Annotated in this window: 27 protein-coding genes and 1 tRNA gene; 22 read left to right on the forward strand and 6 right to left on the reverse strand. The window is 65.3% G+C overall.

What is annotated here, in order from left to right:
* Positions 1 to 26: 26 nt before the first annotated feature.
* Positions 27 to 659: an XRE family transcriptional regulator gene (locus V2S85_RS07510; protein ID WP_330702237.1), complete on the reverse strand. Its 633-nt coding sequence runs from the start codon at positions 657 to 659 to the stop codon at positions 27 to 29.
* Positions 660 to 773: 114 nt separating this feature from the next.
* On the opposite strand from V2S85_RS07510, the gene V2S85_RS07515 reads away from it, so the two are divergent.
* The 14 genes from V2S85_RS07515 (at position 774) to V2S85_RS27255 (ending at position 8,888) form a co-directional block, all read left to right on the forward strand.
* Positions 774 to 1,103: a transcriptional regulator gene (locus tag V2S85_RS07515; RefSeq protein ID WP_330702238.1), complete on the forward strand. Its 330-nt coding sequence runs from the start codon at positions 774 to 776 to the stop codon at positions 1,101 to 1,103.
* On the forward strand, positions 1,100 to 1,591 hold the full coding sequence (locus V2S85_RS07520) for a hypothetical protein (protein WP_330702239.1): 492 nt from the start codon (positions 1,100 to 1,102) through the stop codon (positions 1,589 to 1,591). Before V2S85_RS07515 ends, V2S85_RS07520 begins: the two co-directional genes overlap by 4 nt.
* Positions 1,591 to 1,896: an ogr/Delta-like zinc finger family protein gene (locus V2S85_RS27250; RefSeq protein WP_419198169.1), complete on the forward strand. Its 306-nt coding sequence runs from the start codon at positions 1,591 to 1,593 to the stop codon at positions 1,894 to 1,896. Before V2S85_RS07520 ends, V2S85_RS27250 begins: the two co-directional genes overlap by 1 nt.
* A 301-nt stretch (positions 1,897 to 2,197) precedes the next feature.
* Positions 2,198 to 2,377, forward strand: coding sequence for a hypothetical protein (locus tag V2S85_RS07525; protein ID WP_330702240.1), 180 nt, complete (start codon positions 2,198 to 2,200; stop codon positions 2,375 to 2,377).
* Positions 2,378 to 2,566: 189 nt separating this feature from the next.
* A complete protein-coding gene (locus V2S85_RS07530; protein ID WP_330702241.1) occupies positions 2,567 to 5,110 on the forward strand; it encodes a toprim domain-containing protein in 2,544 nt (847 codons plus the stop codon).
* A 76-nt stretch (positions 5,111 to 5,186) separates the two neighbouring features.
* The gene (locus tag V2S85_RS07535; protein WP_330702242.1) at positions 5,187 to 5,627 is read left to right on the forward strand and encodes a hypothetical protein; all 441 of its coding nucleotides are present in this window, start codon (positions 5,187 to 5,189) and stop codon (positions 5,625 to 5,627) included.
* A 14-nt stretch (positions 5,628 to 5,641) separates the two neighbouring features.
* The gene (locus tag V2S85_RS07540) at positions 5,642 to 5,884 is read left to right on the forward strand and encodes a DUF2312 domain-containing protein (protein WP_330702243.1); all 243 of its coding nucleotides are present in this window, start codon (positions 5,642 to 5,644) and stop codon (positions 5,882 to 5,884) included.
* A 2-nt stretch (positions 5,885 to 5,886) separates the two neighbouring features.
* Positions 5,887 to 6,084: a hypothetical protein gene (locus V2S85_RS07545; RefSeq protein ID WP_330702244.1), complete on the forward strand. Its 198-nt coding sequence runs from the start codon at positions 5,887 to 5,889 to the stop codon at positions 6,082 to 6,084.
* Complete coding sequence (locus tag V2S85_RS07550; protein WP_330702245.1) at positions 6,081 to 6,299, forward strand: hypothetical protein; 219 nt, start codon at positions 6,081 to 6,083, stop codon at positions 6,297 to 6,299. The genes V2S85_RS07545 and V2S85_RS07550 overlap by 4 nt, the downstream gene beginning before the upstream one ends.
* Before the next feature lie 175 nt (positions 6,300 to 6,474).
* Positions 6,475 to 6,951 (forward strand): hypothetical protein, encoded by a 477-nt coding sequence (locus V2S85_RS07555; RefSeq protein WP_330702246.1) that lies wholly within the window; start codon positions 6,475 to 6,477, stop codon positions 6,949 to 6,951.
* Positions 6,951 to 7,652, forward strand: coding sequence for a hypothetical protein (locus V2S85_RS07560; protein ID WP_330702247.1), 702 nt, complete (start codon positions 6,951 to 6,953; stop codon positions 7,650 to 7,652). The genes V2S85_RS07555 and V2S85_RS07560 overlap by 1 nt, the downstream gene beginning before the upstream one ends.
* Entirely contained in the window at positions 7,649 to 8,008 is a 360-nt protein-coding gene (locus tag V2S85_RS07565; protein WP_330702248.1) for an Lrp/AsnC family transcriptional regulator, read from the forward strand. The genes V2S85_RS07560 and V2S85_RS07565 overlap by 4 nt, the downstream gene beginning before the upstream one ends.
* Positions 8,005 to 8,703 (forward strand): class I SAM-dependent methyltransferase, encoded by a 699-nt coding sequence (locus V2S85_RS07570; protein WP_330702249.1) that lies wholly within the window; start codon positions 8,005 to 8,007, stop codon positions 8,701 to 8,703. Before V2S85_RS07565 ends, V2S85_RS07570 begins: the two co-directional genes overlap by 4 nt.
* Positions 8,700 to 8,888, forward strand: a complete 189-nt coding sequence (locus V2S85_RS27255; protein ID WP_419198170.1) for a helix-turn-helix transcriptional regulator — start codon at positions 8,700 to 8,702, stop codon at positions 8,886 to 8,888. The genes V2S85_RS07570 and V2S85_RS27255 overlap by 4 nt, the downstream gene beginning before the upstream one ends.
* A gap of 3 nt (positions 8,889 to 8,891) precedes the next feature.
* Here the strand turns inward: V2S85_RS27255 and V2S85_RS07575 are convergent, their stop codons facing one another.
* Both V2S85_RS07575 and V2S85_RS07580 read right to left on the reverse strand, forming a co-directional pair.
* The gene (locus tag V2S85_RS07575; RefSeq protein WP_330702250.1) at positions 8,892 to 10,232 is read right to left on the reverse strand and encodes a tyrosine-type recombinase/integrase; all 1,341 of its coding nucleotides are present in this window, start codon (positions 10,230 to 10,232) and stop codon (positions 8,892 to 8,894) included.
* Positions 10,233 to 10,384: 152 nt separating this feature from the next.
* A tRNA-Ser gene (locus V2S85_RS07580) sits at positions 10,385 to 10,475 on the reverse strand.
* Between the two features lie 78 nt (positions 10,476 to 10,553).
* On the opposite strand from V2S85_RS07580, the gene V2S85_RS07585 reads away from it, so the two are divergent.
* Both V2S85_RS07585 and V2S85_RS07590 read left to right on the forward strand, forming a co-directional pair.
* Positions 10,554 to 11,462: a peptidylprolyl isomerase gene (locus V2S85_RS07585; RefSeq protein ID WP_330702251.1), complete on the forward strand. Its 909-nt coding sequence runs from the start codon at positions 10,554 to 10,556 to the stop codon at positions 11,460 to 11,462.
* Positions 11,459 to 11,785 carry a DUF1905 domain-containing protein gene (locus tag V2S85_RS07590; protein ID WP_330702252.1) on the forward strand — a complete coding sequence of 109 codons (327 nt, stop codon included), beginning with the start codon at positions 11,459 to 11,461 and terminating at the stop codon, positions 11,783 to 11,785. Before V2S85_RS07585 ends, V2S85_RS07590 begins: the two co-directional genes overlap by 4 nt.
* Positions 11,786 to 11,891: 106 nt before the next feature.
* Here V2S85_RS07590 and V2S85_RS07595 read toward each other — a convergent pair whose 3' ends face one another.
* On the reverse strand, positions 11,892 to 13,985 hold the full coding sequence (locus V2S85_RS07595; protein ID WP_330702253.1) for a bifunctional (p)ppGpp synthetase/guanosine-3',5'-bis(diphosphate) 3'-pyrophosphohydrolase: 2,094 nt from the start codon (positions 13,983 to 13,985) through the stop codon (positions 11,892 to 11,894).
* 319 nt (positions 13,986 to 14,304) lie between these two features.
* Between V2S85_RS07595 and V2S85_RS07600 the strand changes: the two genes are divergently transcribed.
* The 6 genes from V2S85_RS07600 to V2S85_RS07625 all read left to right on the forward strand — a co-directional run bounded on the left by V2S85_RS07600 (position 14,305) and on the right by V2S85_RS07625 (position 19,129).
* The gene (locus V2S85_RS07600; protein WP_330702254.1) at positions 14,305 to 14,775 is read left to right on the forward strand and encodes a PilZ domain-containing protein; all 471 of its coding nucleotides are present in this window, start codon (positions 14,305 to 14,307) and stop codon (positions 14,773 to 14,775) included.
* Positions 14,776 to 14,834: 59 nt separating this feature from the next.
* Positions 14,835 to 15,563, forward strand: coding sequence for a pyrimidine utilization protein B (gene rutB, locus V2S85_RS07605; RefSeq protein WP_330702255.1), 729 nt, complete (start codon positions 14,835 to 14,837; stop codon positions 15,561 to 15,563).
* Positions 15,564 to 15,570: 7 nt separating this feature from the next.
* The gene (gene rutC / locus V2S85_RS07610) at positions 15,571 to 15,966 is read left to right on the forward strand and encodes a pyrimidine utilization protein C (RefSeq protein WP_330702256.1); all 396 of its coding nucleotides are present in this window, start codon (positions 15,571 to 15,573) and stop codon (positions 15,964 to 15,966) included.
* Positions 15,959 to 16,747, forward strand: a complete 789-nt coding sequence (gene rutD, locus V2S85_RS07615) for a pyrimidine utilization protein D (RefSeq protein WP_330702257.1) — start codon at positions 15,959 to 15,961, stop codon at positions 16,745 to 16,747. The genes rutC and rutD overlap by 8 nt, the downstream gene beginning before the upstream one ends.
* Positions 16,748 to 16,750: 3 nt before the next feature.
* Positions 16,751 to 17,821, forward strand: coding sequence for a pyrimidine utilization protein A (gene rutA, locus V2S85_RS07620; protein ID WP_330702258.1), 1,071 nt, complete (start codon positions 16,751 to 16,753; stop codon positions 17,819 to 17,821).
* A 432-nt stretch (positions 17,822 to 18,253) separates the two neighbouring features.
* Positions 18,254 to 19,129 (forward strand): helix-turn-helix transcriptional regulator, encoded by an 876-nt coding sequence (locus V2S85_RS07625; protein WP_330702259.1) that lies wholly within the window; start codon positions 18,254 to 18,256, stop codon positions 19,127 to 19,129.
* A gap of 19 nt (positions 19,130 to 19,148) precedes the next feature.
* On the opposite strand, the gene V2S85_RS07630 is transcribed toward V2S85_RS07625, so the two are convergent.
* Entirely contained in the window at positions 19,149 to 19,766 is a 618-nt protein-coding gene (locus V2S85_RS07630; protein ID WP_330702275.1) for a hypothetical protein, read from the reverse strand.
* 155 nt (positions 19,767 to 19,921) lie between these two features.
* Complete coding sequence (locus tag V2S85_RS07635) at positions 19,922 to 20,644, reverse strand: OmpA family protein (RefSeq protein WP_330702260.1); 723 nt, start codon at positions 20,642 to 20,644, stop codon at positions 19,922 to 19,924.
* Position 20,645: the final 1 nt, after the last annotated feature.

The following is a 20,645-nucleotide window of genomic DNA, read 5'->3' on the forward strand; positions in this document are numbered from 1 at the left end:
CGGCGGCCCACTCGACGCAATTCCCATCAGACGCTTTTTACCACTGCGATAACACGACCTACGATGTACAAGTCTGCCTGCACGGCAAAGTCATCGCGCACTAATTGGTTATCAGAACTGATCCGGATCGTGCCATCGGGCTGCGCGCGCAAACGCTTGATCATGCCCCAGCCAGAATAAACGATGGCCCAGATCTTATCGCCCATTTCAGGAACAGTCTGAGATCGATCGATTATCACCACGTCCTGATCGTGGATTGTAGGCATCATGGAATCACCCATGCCACGAGTGCTGCACAACATACTCGGCGGCGAGTTTGTGAACTGCCGCAACCATTTGTGTGACATCTTCACCTTTTCCACAGAGATATAGTCTGTGTCGAGAAAGGTTCCGCCCATACCATAAGCTAAATCAATACTGTCGATTTCAACCAGATCATCGTCCGGCTCATTTCGGCTGTACTCCGAATTCATTACTGCGCTAGGCTCAGGGTCATCCGTTTCGCCCATAAGGTACGCTGCATTGGTTTCCACGGCAGCAGCAATTTTATGGAGAAACTTAGAGCCTTGCGCAGGCTCATGGATGAGTTTCCAGATTGAGGCCTGTGACACGCCTACCCGGCGCGCAAGTTCGCTCTGCGAAAGGCTCAACGCCTTCATTCGATCCGCGAGCCTATCGCCTCTTACCATGGCCGGGCTCTACAACCTTCGTTGTTATAACGCTCTAAACGTTTTCCGGTTGACGACCTATTACCGAGGTTGTAGTCGGGTTGTATGGAAACGCCCCCGACCCCGTACGAAGCTTTATGTGAAGCGCTTGAAATCGCGGGCTCTCAATCGGAGTTGGCGCGGATCGCGGGTGTGTCGCAAACGGCGGTATGGAAGTGGATCCAGACTTCTAAGCGGGTTTCTCACACCTGCGTCCTGCGCATCGAAGATGCCACGGGTGTTTCCCGGCATTTCTTGCGTCCCGACATTTATCCCGCCTCGCTGGAAGTTACCGATGAGGTCTACAACCTCAGCCAGGCCCAGCGTTTAGATCGCCGTGTAGATCCTGTCGTTTGCGATCATCCGGCTAAAGCGCAACGGAAGGATGTGGCATGACGAAAGTCCGCGCTCCCCTCTCATTCTCCCTTGCGATCACGACCGTCTGCGGGCGGATTGGCTGGAAAGCCGCCGCAAAGATCACCGGACGTTCCGTCCGCACTGTTCGCCACTGGAGCGAAAGCGACCAGCGCGGCACCCCGACGCTAGATCAGGCGATCGCGCTCGATCGCGCCTTCGTCGAGGCGGGCGGCGGCTACGGTCCTATCCTTGAATGCTACGCGCTGCAGCTGGACGTTGCGATGGTCGATCCGGTCGCTTGCCGCGCTGCGCTGGCGGAAGAGATCGCCCTGGCATCGCGGGAGACCGGCGACGCTCTCGGACACTGTATCGCGGCGCTACAGCCGGGTGCCTCGCCCACCACAATCTATCGCGCCATTGCCGAGACCGAGGAAGTAGACGCGCTTTTTCCGCGCCTCCTCGGTCGGCTCAAAGCACTTCTGCCCGGCAATGGGGTCGGTCGCGAAGTAACTGGGGTGATGAAGTAATGTCCGGTCAACGGGTCCAACTCCCACACGTCGACTGCCCGGCCTGCGGGGGCCGAGCTTTCGCACAGACGGTGGGCAAAAAAAGCCTGCTCTTCCGCGAGCTCTACTACGCATGCCGCAATCCGGATGCGTGCGGTCACGTCTTCGTCGTGGAGATGATGGCGACACGCACCACGCGGCCAAGCCGTTTCCCTACGCCGCTGCACAAGCTGCCGATGACGAAATGGCGAGAGGCCGCAAACGACCGCGCCGCTAACGATGACGGTCCCCCGCGCGAACCGGAATCAAGCGCGACCGTCACCTGAACTGACGGTCGCGCCGAACTGACCTTCTGATCCTGATGCCTTCGAACCCGGCTCGCTTCCGGGAACGCCCCAGCTTTGCCTACTCACCGGAGCCTTCAATGCACCTCCCCGACCATAGCCAGTTCAGCGCAGGGCTCCATCAGCCCCGCCCACAGCCGGCCTCAACACCGTCTCTCTTTGCCGCATGGCGCGCTGTCTGGCGCGAAGCCCCGTATGAAGCGCGGCGCGATCTCCTGCGCCTCGCCTTGATGACGCCTGCGATGCTGAACGTGTTCGTGCTGCTCTGGTGGTGGACGCCGGCATGATCCGCTCCAGTGAAATCGTCCGCGAGGGACGGGACGCCGTGGTCGCCGAGAAGTTCCGGGACGGGCGCCCCGCCACCAATCCTTACCGCCCTACGTCGAAGCGCCACGTCTTCTGGCAGCACGGCGCCGAACAGGCGCGCAATGCCGCTGACCGCCTCTTGCAGATCGGAGCCTGACCGATGGACATGCGGGAAGACATCCGCCGGGCTTTGATGCCGCTGCTCAAGGCCGATTTCAAATGGAAGAAGGAGGGAGGCGAATACCTCCAACGGGGTAAGTGCCCCGATTGTAGCGAACATTCCGTATTCGCTCATGGCACGAACCCGTGGGTTCTTAAGTGCGAGCGCGCCAACAAGTGCGGGTGGATGGGATCCGTACGCGATCTCTATCCCGAGATCTTCGATACGTGGTCGAACCGCTTCAAGAAGACGCCCGAAAACCCGAACGCCGCCGCCGACGCATACCTGAGCGACGCCCGGCGCCTGAACCTGCTCGGCATGCGCGATGCGTATTCCCAGGAGTATTTCCGCGACGACGTCCGCAAGATCGGCTCGGCCACCGTGCGCTTCCCGCTGCCCGGCGGCAGCTGGTGGGAACGGCTGATCGACCAGCCCGGCCGGTTCGATCGCAAGGCGCGATTTGCTTACGGCAAGTCCTACAAGGGGCAGGCATGGCAGCGCCCCGACGTGTCGATTGACGACATGGCGAAGGCGGACAGCATCTGGATTGCCGAGGGCATCTTCAACGCGTGGGCGCTGGAGCAGGCCGGGCAGCGGGCGGTGTCCGCGATGTCGAGCAACAATTACCCCGGCGAGTTCCTGCGGCAGCTGCGCACCCATATCGCCGCTTCGGATACGCCGTTCCGCAAGCCGAAGATCGTCTTCGCGTTCGACGTCGGCGCCGCCGGCACCAAGGCCTCGCGCGAGTTCGTCGAGAAGGCGCGCAAGGAAGGCTGGGAAGCTAGCGCCGCGCAGCCCATGGGCGAGGACGAGACCGGCAAGGAACTCGACTGGAACGACCTCCTCGTCTTCGAGCGCCTGGGCGAGAAGGATCGGGCCGAATACCTGTGGCACGGCAAGGTGCTCCTCGCCGCGTCGGCGCAGGAGAAGGCCTTCCTGATCTGGGATAAGCACCGCTGGACCAGCTTTCACTTCACCTTCGGCAACCGCACGTACTGGTGCTCGATCGACATCTCGATCGTGCAGGAGAAGATCGACGAATACCGCAAGGGCGTCACACGCGTCCTGGGTGAGATCGACAAGGATGAGGAGGCCAAGATCCGCGAGGAGGCCTCGCGCGAGGCTCTGTCGGTCGAGGAGATCGCCAACTGCGCCTTCCGTATCCTCTACCGCCAGCGGGACGAGGCCACCAAGGAAACCCGGTTCTTCGTCAACATCACCTATCCCAGCGGCAAGAAATCCGCCGTGAAGGGCGAGTTCACGTCGGCGCAGTTGCGCAAGTCCAGCAACTTCGAAGATCAGTTGATGGACTATAACGGCGTCTGGACCGGTAACTCCAATCAACTCACGCGCATCCTGCAACAGCAGACGCCTGACCTGCCCGACGTCCGCCCGCTCGGCTTCACCGGCTACTGCCGCGATTCGCAGGCTTACATATTCGGACCCATCGCCGTGTCAGGGGGCCGGGTCTATAAGCCGAACGACAACGAGTTCTTCCAGATCGGCAAGAAGGCCCTGAAGCTGGGCACGTCGGAGAAACTGCTCGATATCGACTATGACGCTGACCATCTGGACGTCAGCTGGCTTAAGGATCTCTGGACCGCCTACGGCCCCAAGGGCATCGTCTGCCTGACCTTCTATTTCGCATCCCTGTTCGCCGAACAGGTCCGCGCGGAGATGAAGAGTTTCCCCTTCCTCGAAATGCACGGTCTGCCGGGCACCGGCAAAACCACGCTGGTCGAGTTCCTGTGGAAGCTGCTTGGCCGGGAAAACTACGAGGGCTTCGACCCGGCCAAGGCCACCCCTGCCGCGATGGCGCGCAACCTCGGCAAGGTCGGCAATCTGCCCGTCGTCCTGATCGAAGGCGACCGACGCGAGGAAGCCAGCCACGCCAAGCGGTTCGAGTGGGAGGAACTGAAGACCGCCTACAATGGCCGGTCGGTTCGCTCGCGCGGCGTCAAGAATAGCGGGATGGAGACGTTCGAGCCGCCTTTCCGCGGTGCCATCATCATCGAGCAGAACGAGCCGGTGAACGCGTCGCGCGCGGTGCTCGAGCGCATCATGTCGCTGGGCTTCGACATGGCGGGATGGTCGGCCGACACAAAGGTCTCTGCAGAGCGCCTCGAGCAATGGCCGATTGAGAAGGTGTCAGGCTTCATCGTCCATGCCGCGAAGCGGGAGGGCGAGATCATGGCCCGGTTCCGTCAGGCCTTCGCGCAGTACGAAGCCGAGTTGCTGGCGCTGCCGGCGATCCGCACCAACCGCCTCGCCAAGACGCACGGCCAGCTGCTCGCCTTCCTCGATGCAATCCGCACCATCGTTCCGCTGAGCGACGATCAGCAGGCCGCAACCGCCCGCTTCATCGTCGAGATGGCCACGACCCGCCAGACCGCCGTGAACAGCGAGGATCCCGTTGTCAGCCTCTTCTGGGAGCGCTTCGACTACCTTGAGGAGAACGAGGATGCTGCCGCGCTCTCGGGCCACATCAATCACCATCGCCGCCACGACGAGGGCCTGATCGCCGTCCGTCTGAACGAGATGGAGGCCCGGTGCGCCGACAAGCGCTTGGCCCTGCCCACCCATGCCGAACTCATCCGGGCACTGAAAACCTCGAAGAACCGCCGCTTCATCGAGGTCTGCCCGGTCAACTCCCGAAACGACAACGTCGGCGCCGTGCGCTGCTGGATCTTCAAGGACAGCAACCGCGCCGCCGGCGAGCGCAAATCCTGAAATCGAAAGGACGAACATGCGTAGCGTTCCCTCCCTGTTGTCCATGCTGGATGATCCTGCCGCTGCACCGGAGCCGATGAGGCCCGTGGTAATGCCCTGGGACTACATCCAGATGCGCCGCCTCGCCGCCGGGCTGACGATCGAGCAGGCATCCCGCCCCTTCTGGCACCGCCCGGAGCACCGTCCCGACGTCGAGCGCAACATGGCGCAGATTGAGGCTGTTGGCTTCCGCGTGAAGCGCCTGTGGGACATGTCGCGGGCCTTCCGCCTCAATCTGACGGTCTACCGCCAGCTTTGCGACACCCCGTCCGAGACGCACCCGCGCCTCTGCCTCTCCTGCGGATGGGACGAATGGTCCAGCCAACTTGATACCGAGGGCTTCGATTGCACGTGGTCGGCCTCCGACCCTGAGATCTGCACGCTCTGCGAGCAGGCCAAGCGCAAGAAGTTCAAGCCGCAGCAGGCCAGCACCCAGCTTCATTCCGACAACCGCCGCGCCAGCCAGCGCGCCGCCTGACCCAAGGAAATCCCATGTCTGACACGAATTCCACCGAAGACCGCCTGCGCCTGCTGATCGAACGCGTCGAGCGCCTGGAAGAGGAGAAGAAGGGCATCAGTGAGGACATCAGCGATGTCTACGCCGAGGCCAAAGCCGTCGGCTACGACGTCAAGGTCATGAAGGTGATCGTCAAGCTGCGCCGCATGCGGCCCGACGATCGCCGCGAAATGGACATGATCGTGGACACCTACAAGAACGCGCTTGGGCTCGACTGATCATGGGCCGCCGCAAATCCCAGAAGGTCCACCCGATCGGCTGCGCCTGCCGCTCTTGCGCGCCCCGGCCCTGCCGCGATCGCCGCATCGAACTCGCCATCAAGGGCGCCACCCGCGCCCTGTTCCTGATCGCTGGGCTGCTCATGATCCCTTTCATCATCGCCCACGCGCTCGCCAGCGCCAAAGGAGACAATCGATGAGGTTCCTCTACCTCGAACCCGCCAAGGACTGGACGGACCAGACGGTGGAAGAGCGCATGCGCCTGTGCGCGGAAGCGCTCTACGCTCACCAGCTGATCAACCCGCGCCACTTCAACCAGATTACGTCAGGTATCAGCCTGCGCGCCGATCGCCAGCGCGACCTGCGGACCCGCAACCGCATCAGCGCCGCAGTGCGCGAAGGCGGCGTGGCATGACGAAAGACGTTTTCGGACCTGCCCAAGCGGCTCTAGATCGAATGGCCCGAGCGGCCAAGCGCGGCACCGGCTGCCACCTTACGGCGCAAATGATTGCCTCATTGGAGGTATCGTTTCTCGGCCAGACGTGGAGCGAGGAAGACCCGTCTAAAAGCCGCCAGGACAGGGGCACGAAATGAGAGCACTTACTGTCCACCAGCCCTTCGCCTCGCTTATAATGGCGGGCGCGAAGCCCTACGAGTTCCGGAATCGCCGCCCGCCGGCAGCGCTGATCGGCGAGCCAATTGTCATCCACGCCAGCGCCAGCCCTCTGCGCCAGCGGCTTGCGGCCGAATTGTTCGTATCTGTGCGCGACCAAGCGCTTGCCTCGATCATCACCGCGACCCTGCATGCCGAGAAGGCGCTGCCCATCCTCGGCCGCGCGTGGGAGCCGGGCGGCGAACCGCTGCCGACGTCTGCCGGGCTCGGCACCGTAATCATCGGTGAGCCTGTCCGTGCAGCCGAGATCGCTCGGGATCCGGGCCACCCCCTTGCGGACGATGAGCAGCATCTCTGGGCGTGGCCGATCGGCGGTATCGAACGCTGGCCCCTGCCTATTCCCGCTGCCGGCGCTCAAGGCTTCTGGCGCTGGACCCACGAGGCGTCAGCATAATGGGCCGCGTTCTGATCGCTTGCGAACGTTCCGGCGTAGTGCGTCGCGCGTTTCTCGCTGCCGGACATGATGCTTGGTCATGCGACATCGAGCCGGCGGATGACGGCAGCAACCGGCATATCCGTGGCGATGTCCGCGACCACTTGGACGATGGCTGGGACCTGCTCGCTGTCATGCATCCGCCGTGCACGGTACTGTGCAACTCGGGCGCGAGATGGCTGTATCTTGATGGCCGGGAGGAAAATGGACCTGATCCCCAGCGCTGGTCCGAGATGGAGGAAGCTGCCGCTTTCTACCGCAGCCTGCGCGATGCCAAACAGATCCCTCGCCGGGCGGTAGAAAACCCCATCATGCATCGCCACGCCATCCGCCTTACCAAGCGCGGGAAGGTGCAGTTCGTGCAGCCGTGGTGGTTCGGCGACCCGTTCTTCAAGGCGACCGGCCTCGAACTGATCAACCTGCCTCCGCTTCGCGCTACGAATCGTCTGACGCCGCCTAAGCCCGGCACGGTCGAGCACAAGGCATGGAGCGCGGTCCACCGAGCCTCGGGATGGGGCAAGCACGCGGCCGATCGCGCCCGCGCCCGAAGTCAGACCTTCCCCGGGCCAGCGCTCGCCATGGCCTCTCAATGGGGTGCGCTCCTGGCGGACCACGTCGAGCCCGAACAGATCGAGCTCTTTTCGATGCAGGAGGCGGCATGAACGCGGCCTCCTGCCAGCGGTGCATGGGCACCGGCTACTCTGACTATGCCGGGTTTGCGCAGGATCTCTGCGCCCACGGCGCTCCCGATCTTCAACTTGCACACTGCGCAGGAGGCGCACCTACCATGATCGGAAGGCTTAATCTTCCCGACGACAAGATACTTACAGCCATGAAGTGCAGGCCCTCAGGCGCGATGACATACGTGATCTGCAGCATCCTTGCGCTCGAACACGGATACCGTGGATTAAAGACATCGGCCGTCCTGTCCCGCCTCAAGCGCATGGAGCGCGCCGGCATCGTCGAACGCGTCTCTTCTTCCTACGCCGCCCAGCTTTGCTGGAGGGTCTGCGCATGAGCGGCGAACTCACCGCCCGCCCAAAGGGCAGCAAGCGCCATCCTTGGGATTGGTACGTGGAAGAGAAGTGGGTCACACACCGCCTGGCCGACGTCATCGAACTGGAGCCGGACGTCACATATCTGGATCCATTCTGCGGAAGGCTTCACATCCCCCAGGCACTGTCGGAGCGCGGCTTTACGCACGTCTACGGGACGGACCTTTTCGCTCGGGATCCCGGCCACCGCCTGTTCCTGGGGCAGCATGATTTCTTCGGAGATCAACGCCATCTGCTGGAAGCATCGGGCCGCCTGTCGATCATCATGAACCCGCCGTTCTCGTTTCAGGACGGACGGCTTAAGCGCGGCCTAGCGGAGAAATGCATCCGGCAGGCGCTCTCTATCGCGACGCACAAGGTCTGCGCGCTGCTGCCGCTAAAGTGGCTCGCCAGCGAAGGACGCTATCGGCTTTTCATGGACGAGACGCCGATCGGCGTGTGGATCCTGTGCGAGCGGCCGTCGATGCCGCCCGGCGACATGATCGAGCAGCTGGGCGACAACGCCTACGATCATGGCAAGATCGACTACATGTGGGTGGTGTGGGACAAGAACTGCACGCCCGCCCGTGATTCCCGAGGGACGCCATTCGCGCCTACCTACTGGATACCACCTCGCGAGAAGATCGCGACCAAGGCAGAAAGGAAAATGGCGGCATGACTGGACAACCGCCGGAGAGGCTACTGAAAATCGGCGATGTCATGGAGCGTACATCCCTGTCGCGCGCCCACATCTACACTCTCATGAAGCGCGGTGACTTCCCGCCGCAGCGTAAGCTAGGCCACCGCTGCGCCCGTTGGGTCGAGAGCGAAGTGGATGCCTGGACGCGGGGCGTAGCCGCGTAGCTGTCAGCGACCGGGCTTACCCGGCCCGGTCGCCGCAAACCGCATGGGCTGGCCCATGTGCATCGCCGCTGGCCACATGTCGGCCAACAGCAGATTGGCCCATTCCTCCGCGATCTCGCGCCGGCGCGGCAGGTAGGCCGCGCGGTTGTAGGCTCCCTCCACCTTGTTCGCAGGCACGTGCGCTAGCATCAAGTCGATGATCGCGCGATCGGGCGAAGCTCCGGTGTGTCCCGCCGCCTTCCACGCCCGTTCCACCCTCTCGTTCATGATCGTCGAGAAGGCCGATCGGAAACCGTGGGGAACGTGGCGCTGGTAATACCCCGCCCGGATCAAAAGCGCGCGCAGAGTATTCTCGCTCATTGGCCGGTGGGCATGCCGATCGGACGGGAAGACGAGTTCGATATCTCCGGTCAGCGGCGTCATCGCCTTCAGCACGGACACCGCCGGCGCCGCCAGCGGCACAAGGTGGTCCCCGGCCTCGTCGCCTTTCCTGTCGGCGTCCCCCTTCATGCGATGAGCCGGAATTCGCCATAGCGGCGCCTCCCCATCGAGATCCTCGAATTCATCCCATCGAGCGGCATGCAGTTCGTTCGGACGCACTGCTGTCAGAGCGAGCAACCGCAGCGCAAGCTTGGTCTGTGCCCGGCACCGTTCGGCTTCCGCGCAGACCAGCATCTGCCGAAGGGCCTCTAGATCTGTGATCGCCGGTTGAGGCTTGGCCTTCGGTTTCCTCGGAAGGGCGATGGCGAGGCTGGCGGCAGGGTCCCGCGAGACCTGCCCCTTGGCGATGCCATAGACGAAGATGGCGCTGATCCGCTGCCGCGTCCGATGCGCCGTCTCGATTGCGCCGGTGTCGACGATACGCTGCAAAAGCCCCAGGACCTCCGGAGCCTCAATGTCCTCGATCGCCTTCTGCCCGATCAATGGATACACCGATTTTTCGAGGCAGTCGGATACGTCTTCGGCGTGGACCTTCGACCACCGGCCCTTCTGCAGCTTGTGCCACGCCTCGCCCACTTCCTTGAACGTCGGCCTTGTGTCTGCCTCGGCCGGAGCGCGATCGAACAAATCTATGGGTCGAGGCTCGATGCCCTTTGCCAGCAATTCCTTGGCCCGGTCCCGCGCTTCGCGAGCATCCTTCAGCGAGATCGCCGGATAGCGGCCGATCGTCAGCGTCTTTTGGATGGGCTTCCCCTTCGGATTGCGGCCGAATTGGTAGTTCATCCGCCAAGCCCGGCCGCCCACGGCCGAGACGTGCAGATATAGCTGCTCACCGTCCGAAAGCTTGTATGCCTCGCCGGTGCCCTTAGCGTTGCGAACCTTCGCGTCGCTCAGCGCGCCCATACCATATTCCCCGAATCGCGTACCATAGATCATGCCATATGGCAGAGCCGCTGCATGAGAACAAATAGGGACAATGGCAGACACAACACGCGCGCCGAGGCGCCCAAAAATGGCTGAAATCAGACGTTTATGGAGGTTAGCAGACTACCTGCTGGCGGAGCGGGAGGGATTCGAACCCTCGATACGCTTTTGGCGTATACTCACTTTCCAGGCGAGCGCCTTCGACCACTCGGCCACCGCTCCGCATGCACTGGTAAGGCGCTGGCCCCTAGCGCGGCGCGCGGGGTTTCGCAAGCGGTGTGGTGATGGCATGAAGCCTTCATGCGCACTTTCTTTTCCGCCCTGTCGCTTGCCGCCCTCGCCGCGCCTTCGCTGGCCGCCTCGGACAAGCCGCTGACGCCCGGTGACGTCGTCGATGCCGCCCCGGCTTCCGACTGGAAGCGGATCGCGCCCGAAGACCTCGTGGTCATGGATCTGACGCCCGGTACGCAAGGCCGCGCGCGCCGGGTGGTGATCCAGCTCATCCCCGCCCCGTTCTCGCAAGGTTGGACTAGCAACATCCGCAAGCTCGTCGCCGCACGCTGGTTCGACGGGACCGCGGTGGTGCGGGTGCAGGACAACTATGTCGTGCAGTGGGGCGACCCGGATGGCGAGACGCCGGACAAGGCCAAGCCGCTGCCGGCAGGCTTGGCCAAGGTGCCGGAAAGCGCATACGTCGCCGCGAGGTCGGCACTGAAAGCCAGTGGCGGCGGGGATGCCTATGCCCTTCGGACCGGGTTCGAGACCGGCTGGCCCGTGGCGGCAGACAAGAAGGCGGCGTGGCCCGTCCACTGCTACGGCATGGTCGGCGTCGGGCGCAATCTCTCGCCCGATACCGGGACCGGAGCGGAACTCTACACCGTCATCGGGCAGGCACCGCGCCAGCTGGACCGCAACATCGCGCTCGTCGGGCGGATCATCGCCGGGATGGAGCACCTCTCCTCGCTGCCGCGCGGGACCGGGCCGCTGGGCTTCTACGAGACGCCGCAGGAGCGCACGCCGATCGTCTCGGTGCGCATGGGCAGCGACGTGCCGGGGCTGCCCGCCTACGAATACCTCTCCACCGACAGCGCCAGCTTCGCCGCCTATGCCGACAAGCGCGCCAACCGGAAGGACGACTTCTACATCCAGCCCGCCGGCGGCGTGGACATCTGCAACGTCCCGGTGCCGATCCGGGCGGCCCGGCCGTGAGCCTCTACGAGGAGCACCTCAGCCACAGCGGCCGGCTGTGGCGCTGGACGGGCGGCGCGAACGGCGGCAGCTGGCATTTCCTGACCATCGACGGCGCGGCGGGAGAAGCGCTGTCGGGCACCGCCGTCATGCGCAGGCTGGAAGGAACCGCGCGCGGGTTCGGCTCGCTCAAGGTCAAGGCGCGGATCGGCGACACCGCATTCGCGACCTCGGTGTTCCCGAGCAAGTCTGACGGCGGCTGGCTGCTGCCGGTCAAAGCTTCGGTGCGCAAGGCCGAGGCGATCGGCGAAGGGGACGAGGTCGAAGTCACGCTGAACTTCTGAGAGACTGTTTGAAAAATGCCCAGGCGGGCATTTTTGAAGCGGCACTGACCCGCTCCCCCACCCCTGCCCACCACAGGATACTGCCGATGGGCGGCCGGGTGGGGGATCAGATGCGTTCGGCGTCGGCCACGGCCTCGCTGGCGCGCAGGGCCCCGGCGATGCGGGTGAGGTGGGCGAGGTCGGAAACCTCGAGGTCCACCTCGTACGTGCCGAAAGGCTCGTCGCGCTGGGTCATCTGCAGGTTGGTGACGTTGGCGCGGTTGCTGGCAAGGATCTGCGTGACTTCGGCCAGCGTGCCGGGGCGGTTGTAGAGCACCAGCCGCAGGCGGCCGACCGCGCCGGTGGTGCGCTCGCCCCACGAAAGGTCCAGCCAGTCGGCATCGATGCCGCTGGCCAGCGTCATGCAGTCGATCGAATGGACCTCGACCTTGTGGTCGGGGCGGCGCAGGCCGACGATGCGATCGCCGGGGACCGGGTGGCAGCATTCGGCGAGTTCGAAGCCGACGCCCGGCGTCAGGCCGCGGATCGAGATCGCCCGTTCGCCGCGGGTCCATTCGGGCTCTTCGGGCAGTTCCGAAGTGCTGCCCGGAACCAGCGCCTCCATCAGCTGCCGGTCGGACACGCGGCCCGAGCCGATCGCGAACATCAGGTCTTCCTCGTCGCGCAGGTCCAGCCGCTCGACCGCGTGGACCAGCGCCTTCTTGCCGACGCGCTGCGGCAGGCGGCCGGCGATCTCGTCATAGAGCTTGCCGCCGATCTCGGCCACTTCGGCGCGCTCCTTGGCCCGGACCGCGCGGCGGATCGCGGCGCGCGCCTTGCCCGAGACGACGAAGCCGAGCCAGGGGAGCTGCGGTTCGGAAGTGGTGCTCTTGATGATCTCCACCACGTCGCCGTTGGACAGCTGCGTGCGCAGGGGCACATGGCGCCCGTTGATCTTCACCCCGACGGTGGCATTGCCGAGGTTGGTGTGGACGGCATAGGCGAAGTCCACCGCCGTCGAGCCCCGGGGCAGCTGGAACAGCGCGCCCTTGGGGGTGAAGGCGAAGATGCGATCCTGGTAGATCGCCATCTTGGTGTTCTCGAGCAGTTCCTCGGCATCGTGGCTGGCATCGACGATCTCGATCAGGTCGCGCAGCCAGCCGACCTGCCCGTCGGGCCGGACGCCGCCCTGCTTGTAGGCCCAGTGCGCGGCAAGGCCGAACTCGTTGAGCCGGTGCATATCCTGCGTGCGGATCTGCACTTCCATGCGCATCGAGCGCTCGAAGATCAGCGCGGTGTGCAGCGACTGGTAGCCGTTCGACTTGGGCGTCGAGATGTAGTCCTTGAAGCGCCCCGGGATCATCTGCCAGGCCTGATGCAGCACGCCGAGCGCGCGATAGCAGTCGTCCACGCTGTCGGTCAGGACGCGGAAGGCCATGATGTCGGTGATCTGCTCGAAGTTGACGTGGCGCTCGGCCATCTTGCGCCAGATCGAGTAGGGGTGCTTCTCGCGGCCCGAAACCTCGACGTTGAGGCCCGCCTCGGCCAGCACCTGCTTGATCGACAGCGCGATGGCATCGACCTGGCCGCCCTCCTCGCTGCGGATCTGCGCGAGGCGGCCGGTGATCGTGGCATAGGCCTCGGGCTCGAGCTGCTCGAAGGCGAGCAGTTGCATCTCGCGCATGTACTCGTACATGCCCACGCGCTCCGCCAGCGGGGCGTAGATGTCCATGGTCTCGCGGGCGATGCGGCGGCGCTTGTCCTCCTTCTTGATGAAGTGGAGCGTGCGCATGTTGTGCAGCCGGTCGGCGAGCTTGACGAGGAGGACGCGCAAGTCCTCGCTCATCGCCAGCAGGAACTTGCGCAGGTTTTCGGCCGCGCGCTCGCTCTCGGTCATCACCTCGATCTTGGAGAGCTTGGTGACGCCGTCCACCAGCCGCGCCACGTCGGGGCCGAACAGCTTGTCGATCTCCTCGATGGTGGCGAGGGTATCCTCCACCGTGTCGTGGAGCAGCGCGGTGATGATCGTCTGCTGGTCGAGCTTCAGCTCGGTCATCAGGCCGGCGACTTCGACCGGGTGGCTGAAATAGGGGTCGCCACTGGCGCGCTTCTGGGTGCCGTGCTTCTGCACGGTATAGACGTAGGCACGGTTGAGGAGGGCCTCATCGGCCTCCGGCGCGTATTCCTTGACGCGTTCGACGAGTTCGTACTGGCGGAGCATGCTGCCTTGTCATGTCAGGTTTTATTGCATCGCGACAAGAGGGCCGAGACCAAATTGCAGATTTAGCAACCGGGTATTGGCACCTTATGCGCCCCTTGCGCATGGCCGGTCGCGCGCAAAAGGCAAATTCAATCGTTTTCACAAGGCATGTTACGTAAGGGATTTGTTAACCATCCGGGAACCGCGCGGCTGCAAAATGGGCGGCGAACCGGATGGCGTACCGCCTGTACCCCCCATCGCCGCGCCTCCGGTTCAACGCGCCCGAGCCGCTCGCGCGCGCCGTTACCCACCGACGGGGGACAAAGAGGTAGCCGACCGCATGACGGACATCGACGACTTCGCGAGCAGTGAGCGACCGGAATGGCTCAGGGCGCTGGCGCGCCGGGCCGCCCCTTCCTCGGACGAGACCGCCGCAACCCCTGAGCGCCCGCACCGTGCCCCGCGCGTGCGCACCCTGATCCGCGCGGTGATCGGCGGCGAGGGCCGCACCGGAGAGGACGTGATCGTGCGCAACGTCTCGCCCGGCGGCATGTGCATCGCCTCGCGCACGCTGCTGCCCAGCATGGGCGAGATGCTGCGCGTCTCGCTGCCCGGCCAGGCGGACCTGCAGGCGCAAGTGCGCTGGGTCGGCAAGGGCGAGTTCGGCGTGCTGCTGACCGGCGGGCTCGACGTCAACCGCATCCAGGCGACCAACCGGCAGCGCAACGCCGGCTTCGGCGCGGCGCTCGAACGGCTGCTGGGCGTGCGTCCGCAGGAAACGCGCGGCTCGGCCGGAACGCGCGCCTGCTGAAGATAACGGTTCCGCCAACCGCCCTTGACCACCCTTAGCACCTGCACAATAGTACGGGGGTGAGCGAGCCCATCGTCGATCCGTCCCCCGGTTCCCATTCCTCCGCAGTGCTGCCTGCGCGGCCCGAGGCCATCCGCCTCGATCCTGCGACCACGGCGGTGATCGTGGTCGACATGCAGAACGCCTATGCCTCCCGGGGCGGCTACGTGGATGAGGCCGGCTTCGACGTCGGCCCTGCCGCCGCCACCATCGGCCACATCGCCGAAGTGCTCGGCACCGCCCGCGCCGCCGGGATGACCGTGGTGTTCCTGCAGAACGGCTGGGACGCCGACTATGTCGAGGCCGGCACCCCGCTCTCGCCCAACTGGCACAAGTCCAACGCCCTCAAGACCATGCGGGCACGGCCGGAGCTGTCCGGCAAGTTCCTGGCGCGCGGTGGATGGGACTACGAACTGGTCGATGCGCTCTCCCCGCAGGAAGGCGACCTTCGGGTCCACAAGCCGCGCTATTCGGCCTTCTTCAACTCGCAGCTCGATTCCGTCCTGCGCGCACGCGGCATCCGCACGCTGGTGTTCACCGGCATCGCCACCAACGTCTGCGTCGAATCGACCCTGCGCGACGGCTTCCACCTCGAATACTTCGGCGTGCTGCTGGAGGATGCGACGCATCACCTGGGCCCGGACTTCATCAAGGAGGCCACGGTCTACAACGTCGAGAAGTTCTTCGGCTGGGTCAGCACCGTCGCCGATTTCCGCACCGCCGTGAGCCAGCTTCCCCCCAAGGAGTAAGTCGCGAATGCCCTTCGAAGCCGTGAACCCGCCCCAGTTCCCCACGCCGATCGCGCCCTATTCGGCCGGGGCCAAGGCCGCCGGCGGATCGGGCAGCGTGCTCTACGTCTCGGGCATGCTGGCGCTCGGGCAAGGCGGGCTGGTGCTCTATCCCGGCGACGCGGCGGCGCAGACGCGGCATGTGCTGGAGGCGATCAAGACGACCGTCGAAGCCGCCGGCGGCACCATGGCCGACGTCGCCATGAACCACATCTTCCTCAAGGACATGGCCGACTACGCCGCCTTCAACGCGGTCTATGCCGAATACTTCCCCGGCGACAAGCCGGCGCGCTACTGCATCAAGTGCGATCTCGTGAAACCCGAATGCCTGGTCGAGATCGCCTCGGTGGCGCACATTGGCTGAAGGCCTCCACTACGAATTCCACGGACCGCAGGACGCCCCCACGCTGATCCTGTCGAGCGGACTCGGCGGGGCGGGGGCCTACTGGACGCCCAACCTCGCCGCACTCGCCCGCAGCCACCGCGTCCTCACCTACGACCAGCGCGGCACCGGCCGCAGCGACCGCGCCCTGCCCCCGACCACCTCGATCGAGGACATGGCGCAGGACGTGATCGCGCTGATGGACGCGCTGGAGATCGAACGCGCGCACTTCATCGGCCACGCGCTGGGCGGCATGATCGGCATCGAGACCGCGCTCGCCTCCGACCGGATCGACCGGCTGGTGGTCGTCAACGGCTGGCGCACCCTGTCGCCGCACACCCGCCGCTGCTTCGACGCGCGCCTGGCCCTGCTGCGCGCCGGTGAAAACGGGGCGGGGGTGGAGCCGTTCCTGCGCGCGCAGCCGCTGTTCCTCTATCCGCCCGAGTGGATCGCCGCGCATGACGCCGAACTGGAGGCGGAACTGGCGCATCACCTCGCCGCCTTCCCCGGCGCCGAAACGATGGAAAAGCGCATCGCCGCCGTGCGCGCCTATGCCCCCTCGCCTGAACGGCTGGCGCGGCTCGGCCCCGTCCTGGTGATCGCCACGCGTGACGATTTCCTGGTCCCGTACGCCGCCTCGCTCGACCTCGCCGCGCCGATCCCCCATGCCGAAATCGCCACCTTCGGCTGGGGCGGCCACGCCTGCAACGTCACCGATCCGGCGGGGTTCGACCACCTCGTGAGCGCATTCCTGGAGTCCTGAGCCATGCAAGTCGGTGTTTTCGTCCCCATCAACAACAACGGCTGGCTCATCAGCACGACTTCGCCGCAGTACATGCCCAGCTTCGATCTCAACAAGGAGATCGCGCTGCGGGCGGAGAAGCACGGGCTCGACTTCCTGCTCTCGATGATCAAGCTGCGCGGCTTCGGCGGCAAGAGCGAGTTCTGGGAATACGGGCTGGAAAGCTTCACCCTGATGTCCGGCCTTGCGGCGGTGACCGAGAAGATCAAGATCTTCGCCACCTGCCCCACCCTCATCATCCCGCCCGCCTTCGCCGCGCGCATGTGCAACACCATCGATTCGATCAGCCACGGCCGCTTCGGGCTCAACCTCATCACCGGCTGGCAGCCGCCGGAATACACCCAGATGGGCCTGTGGCCGGGCGAGGAGCACTTCCGCAACCGCTACCAGGTGCTCGACGAATACGCCCGCATCCTGCGCGAGCTGTGGGAGACCGGCCGCTCCGACTTCAAGGGCGAGCACTACACGATGGACGACTGCCTCGTGCGGCCGACGCCCGAAGGCGACATGAAGATCATCTGCGCCGGCTCCTCCGACGCCGGCCTCGCCTTTTCGGCCAAGTGGGCGGACTATGCCTTCTGCCTCGGCAAGGGCGTCAACACACCCACCGCCTTCGCCTTCAACAATACGCGCCTGGCGAAGTTCACCGCCGAGACCGGGCGTGACGTGCAGGTCTTCGTCCTCGTCATGGTCATCGCCGCCGAGACCGACGAGGAGGCGCAGGCCAGATGGCAGCTCTACAACGACGGGGTCGATATCGACGCGATCGCCTGGCTGGCCGACCAAGGCGCCAAGGACACCGTCAACACCGACACCAACGTGCGCCAGCTCGCCGCCCCCGAAGGCGCGGTGAACATCAACATGGGCACCCTCGTCGGCAGCTACGAAAGCGTGGCGCGGATGCTGGACGAGATGGCGGAAGTGCCCGGAACCGGCGGCGTCCTGCTGACCTTCGACGACTTCGTGGAAGGGGTGGAGAACTTCGGCACGCGCATCCAGCCGCTGATGAAGAGCCGGGCGCACCTTTCGGCCTGAAAAAGAAGACCCGGAGCCTGTAGGCAGGCTCCGGGCAGGAATAAAGGATCGCACACAAAAACCGATCCTTCGGGTCGCAGTTCGAAGATGCCGCAAGCCGCGATTCGGCGCATACCACGATCGTGGTATCCGGCCGCCGATCCCACTGAATTACATGGGCTTGCGCAAAGTTGACGTGAGGTTCACATTGTTCTCCGGTCGCAGTCGGGGGGCAGGACCATTCGAATCGAGGAACTGGGGGCGCTCTTCGCACGCGCTCCATTTGAACAGGCCGGCTGGGACGGCGCACTCAGGGCTCTCGCCAGCGCGACGGGCTCGAGTCGTGCGCAACTGATCGCGATCGGTGAGCATCATACGCTGTTCAACCGGGTAACCGACACCTGGGAAGGTTACATCGAGGAATTCGAGGCGATCGAAGGCCACCGGCCTGAGGTGAACTACCGCGTCGCCGCATCCGGAAAACCTTACGAACTGATCTGGGAACAACACTACGACACAGTGCGGGCGATCGCCACCAACGACGCCTATATGGAACATGTCCGCAAGCTGGATTCCGAACACGGTGCCCAGATCGTGCTCGACAGCGGCCCCACAAGTTTCTTCGGCCTCGCCGCCCTGCACTCGGCCAGCGATGGTCGCACCACCGAAACCCAGCGCCAGGCCCTGCTCGACGTATCCCCGCAAGTGATGGCGGCGATCCGCCTGCAGAGCGCGATCGAGCATCAGGGCGCCGAACTGCTGCATGGTTCGCTCGATGCGCTGCGCACCGCCGCGATCATGCTCGATGCGGTGGGGCGGGTCCGTTCGGTGACGAGCACGGCGGAAAAGCTGCTGGCGCCCGACACCCTGCAAGTGCGCGGCGGCGCCCTGCGCGCGGCCCGGCCCGATCTCGACCGCCAGCTTCAGGCCCGGATCGGGCTGGCGCTCGCCAGCCGGCGGGCTATGCCGAGCGAGATCTGGCTGCGCTCCGTCCATGGCCCGCTGCTGGTGGAGATCTGCGCCCTGCCCCGGCAGGACTGGAACTTCGGCTTCGCGCCCAGCGTGATCGTCACGCTCAAGGCCCCCGCCGGCCTGGCCGGGGACCAGGGCGCGCGCCTCTCCGCCGCGCTCGAACTGACCCGCGCCGAGGGCGAGATCGTCGCCCTGCTCGCCCAGGGGCATTCCCGCCAGGACATCGCCAGGATGCGCGGGGTCAGCGCGCAGACGGTATCGAGCCAGTTGCGCACGATCTTCCAGAAGGCCGCCGTCAACCGCGAGGCCGAACTCGTCTCGATCGCCCGCGCCGTGGTCGAGATGGCGAGCCGCTAGCGCCGGCCCGCCACGCGCGTCAGAGCTTGCCGAACTGCGCCTCGTAGGCGCCGGTATCACCGCTCGACAGCAACCTGGCCTGCTCCACCCAGCTGTCGCGGCGCGGGCGACCGGCGAAGGCGCCCAGCTTGCCGTCGAGGGCATCGAGATCGGCATCGCTCCACGCGGCGATCTGCGCATAGCTCGTGATGCCGAGCGAATGCAGCAGCGTCAGCATCTTGGGGCCAAGGCCCTTGATCCTGCGCAGGTCGTCCGCCGCCACGTCACCCTCGGCGGTCTCCGCGATCGGGGGAGCGGGCGGCGCCGGGGTGGGATCGGGCTCGGCGGCGATCGTCTGCGGAGGGTCGTCGGCCGTGCCGCGTGCCTCGTCCACCTCTTCCTGCGCGGCGACGGCGATGACCTCGCCGATGCCCGCCATCGTGCCCGCCATCGCCGGAGGATCGATGTGATATCGCGCGGCGGGCGGCGCATCGTCGATCAGCGCCTGGTTGCGCTGCGCCGGGGCCGCCCCCTCGTCGAGCACGTCGGGCCGATGTTCGCGCCGCGCCGGCTTCGAGCCGTGGACGAAGACCCAGTAGGCGACGACGACGCCCACCAGCAGCGCGACGATGAAGACCAGCCAGTTCGCCTGAACCATTTCCAGCACGTCAGTTCACCTTCCTGCGATTCCATACCAGCCAGCCGATGCCGAAGCCGATCCCGTAGGACAGCAGCACCGAGACGGCCATTTCGAGCCATAGCGGCAAGGCAGCGTCCTTTCCTAGTCCCTGAAAGCCATCATTGCGGGCACCATCATTCCGGGCCCGGAGTATCGATCGGGGTCGGCTTGACCGGCGCGGTGTAGAGCACCGAGAACTCGATGCGGCGATTGGCAGGATCGAGCGGGTCGAGCCCCTCGATCGGCCGCGCCGAACCCAGCCCCGCCGCACGCAAGTTGGTCGCCGGGATGCCACGCGCGATCAGCGCCGAACGCACCGCCTCCGCCCGCGCCTGCGAGAGCGCGACATTGACCTTCTGGTTGCCCGAGGCGTCGGTATGCCCGGTCACCGCGATGATGCTGCCCACGCAAGGCCGCAGCGAGCGCGCCACTTCGCCCAGCAGCCGCTCGCTCGACGGTTCGAGGCGCGTGCTGGCCTCGCCGAAGCGGATGGTGCGGGTTTCGAGGATGCGCTCGACGTCGTCCTGGCAGTGCGCCGAGACCGCCTGCGCATCGCCGTCCCGCGCCCAGCTGACGCCAGCGATGCCCGGCACGGCGGCCACCGCGGCGGCGACGCGCTGGCGGGTCTGGGGCGCAAGGTCGCGCCCGCCAGAGAGCACCGGATGGCGCGTCAGCCAACCGTAGCGGTCACGAAAGGTGATGGTCACTCCCCTGCCCCCGGCGGCGTCGCGCGCGGCGCCGGCCTTGGCCTTCAGGTCGTCGATGAACGTCGCCCCGCCCGCCCGCGTCATGCCGAAGGACAGGACGAGGCACAGCGCGGCTCCGGCGACGATCATCGATGCGCGGCGAGGGTTCATG

This window comes from Novosphingobium resinovorum (assembly GCF_036352595.1).
Lineage (GTDB): Bacteria > Pseudomonadota > Alphaproteobacteria > Sphingomonadales > Sphingomonadaceae > Novosphingobium > Novosphingobium resinovorum_B.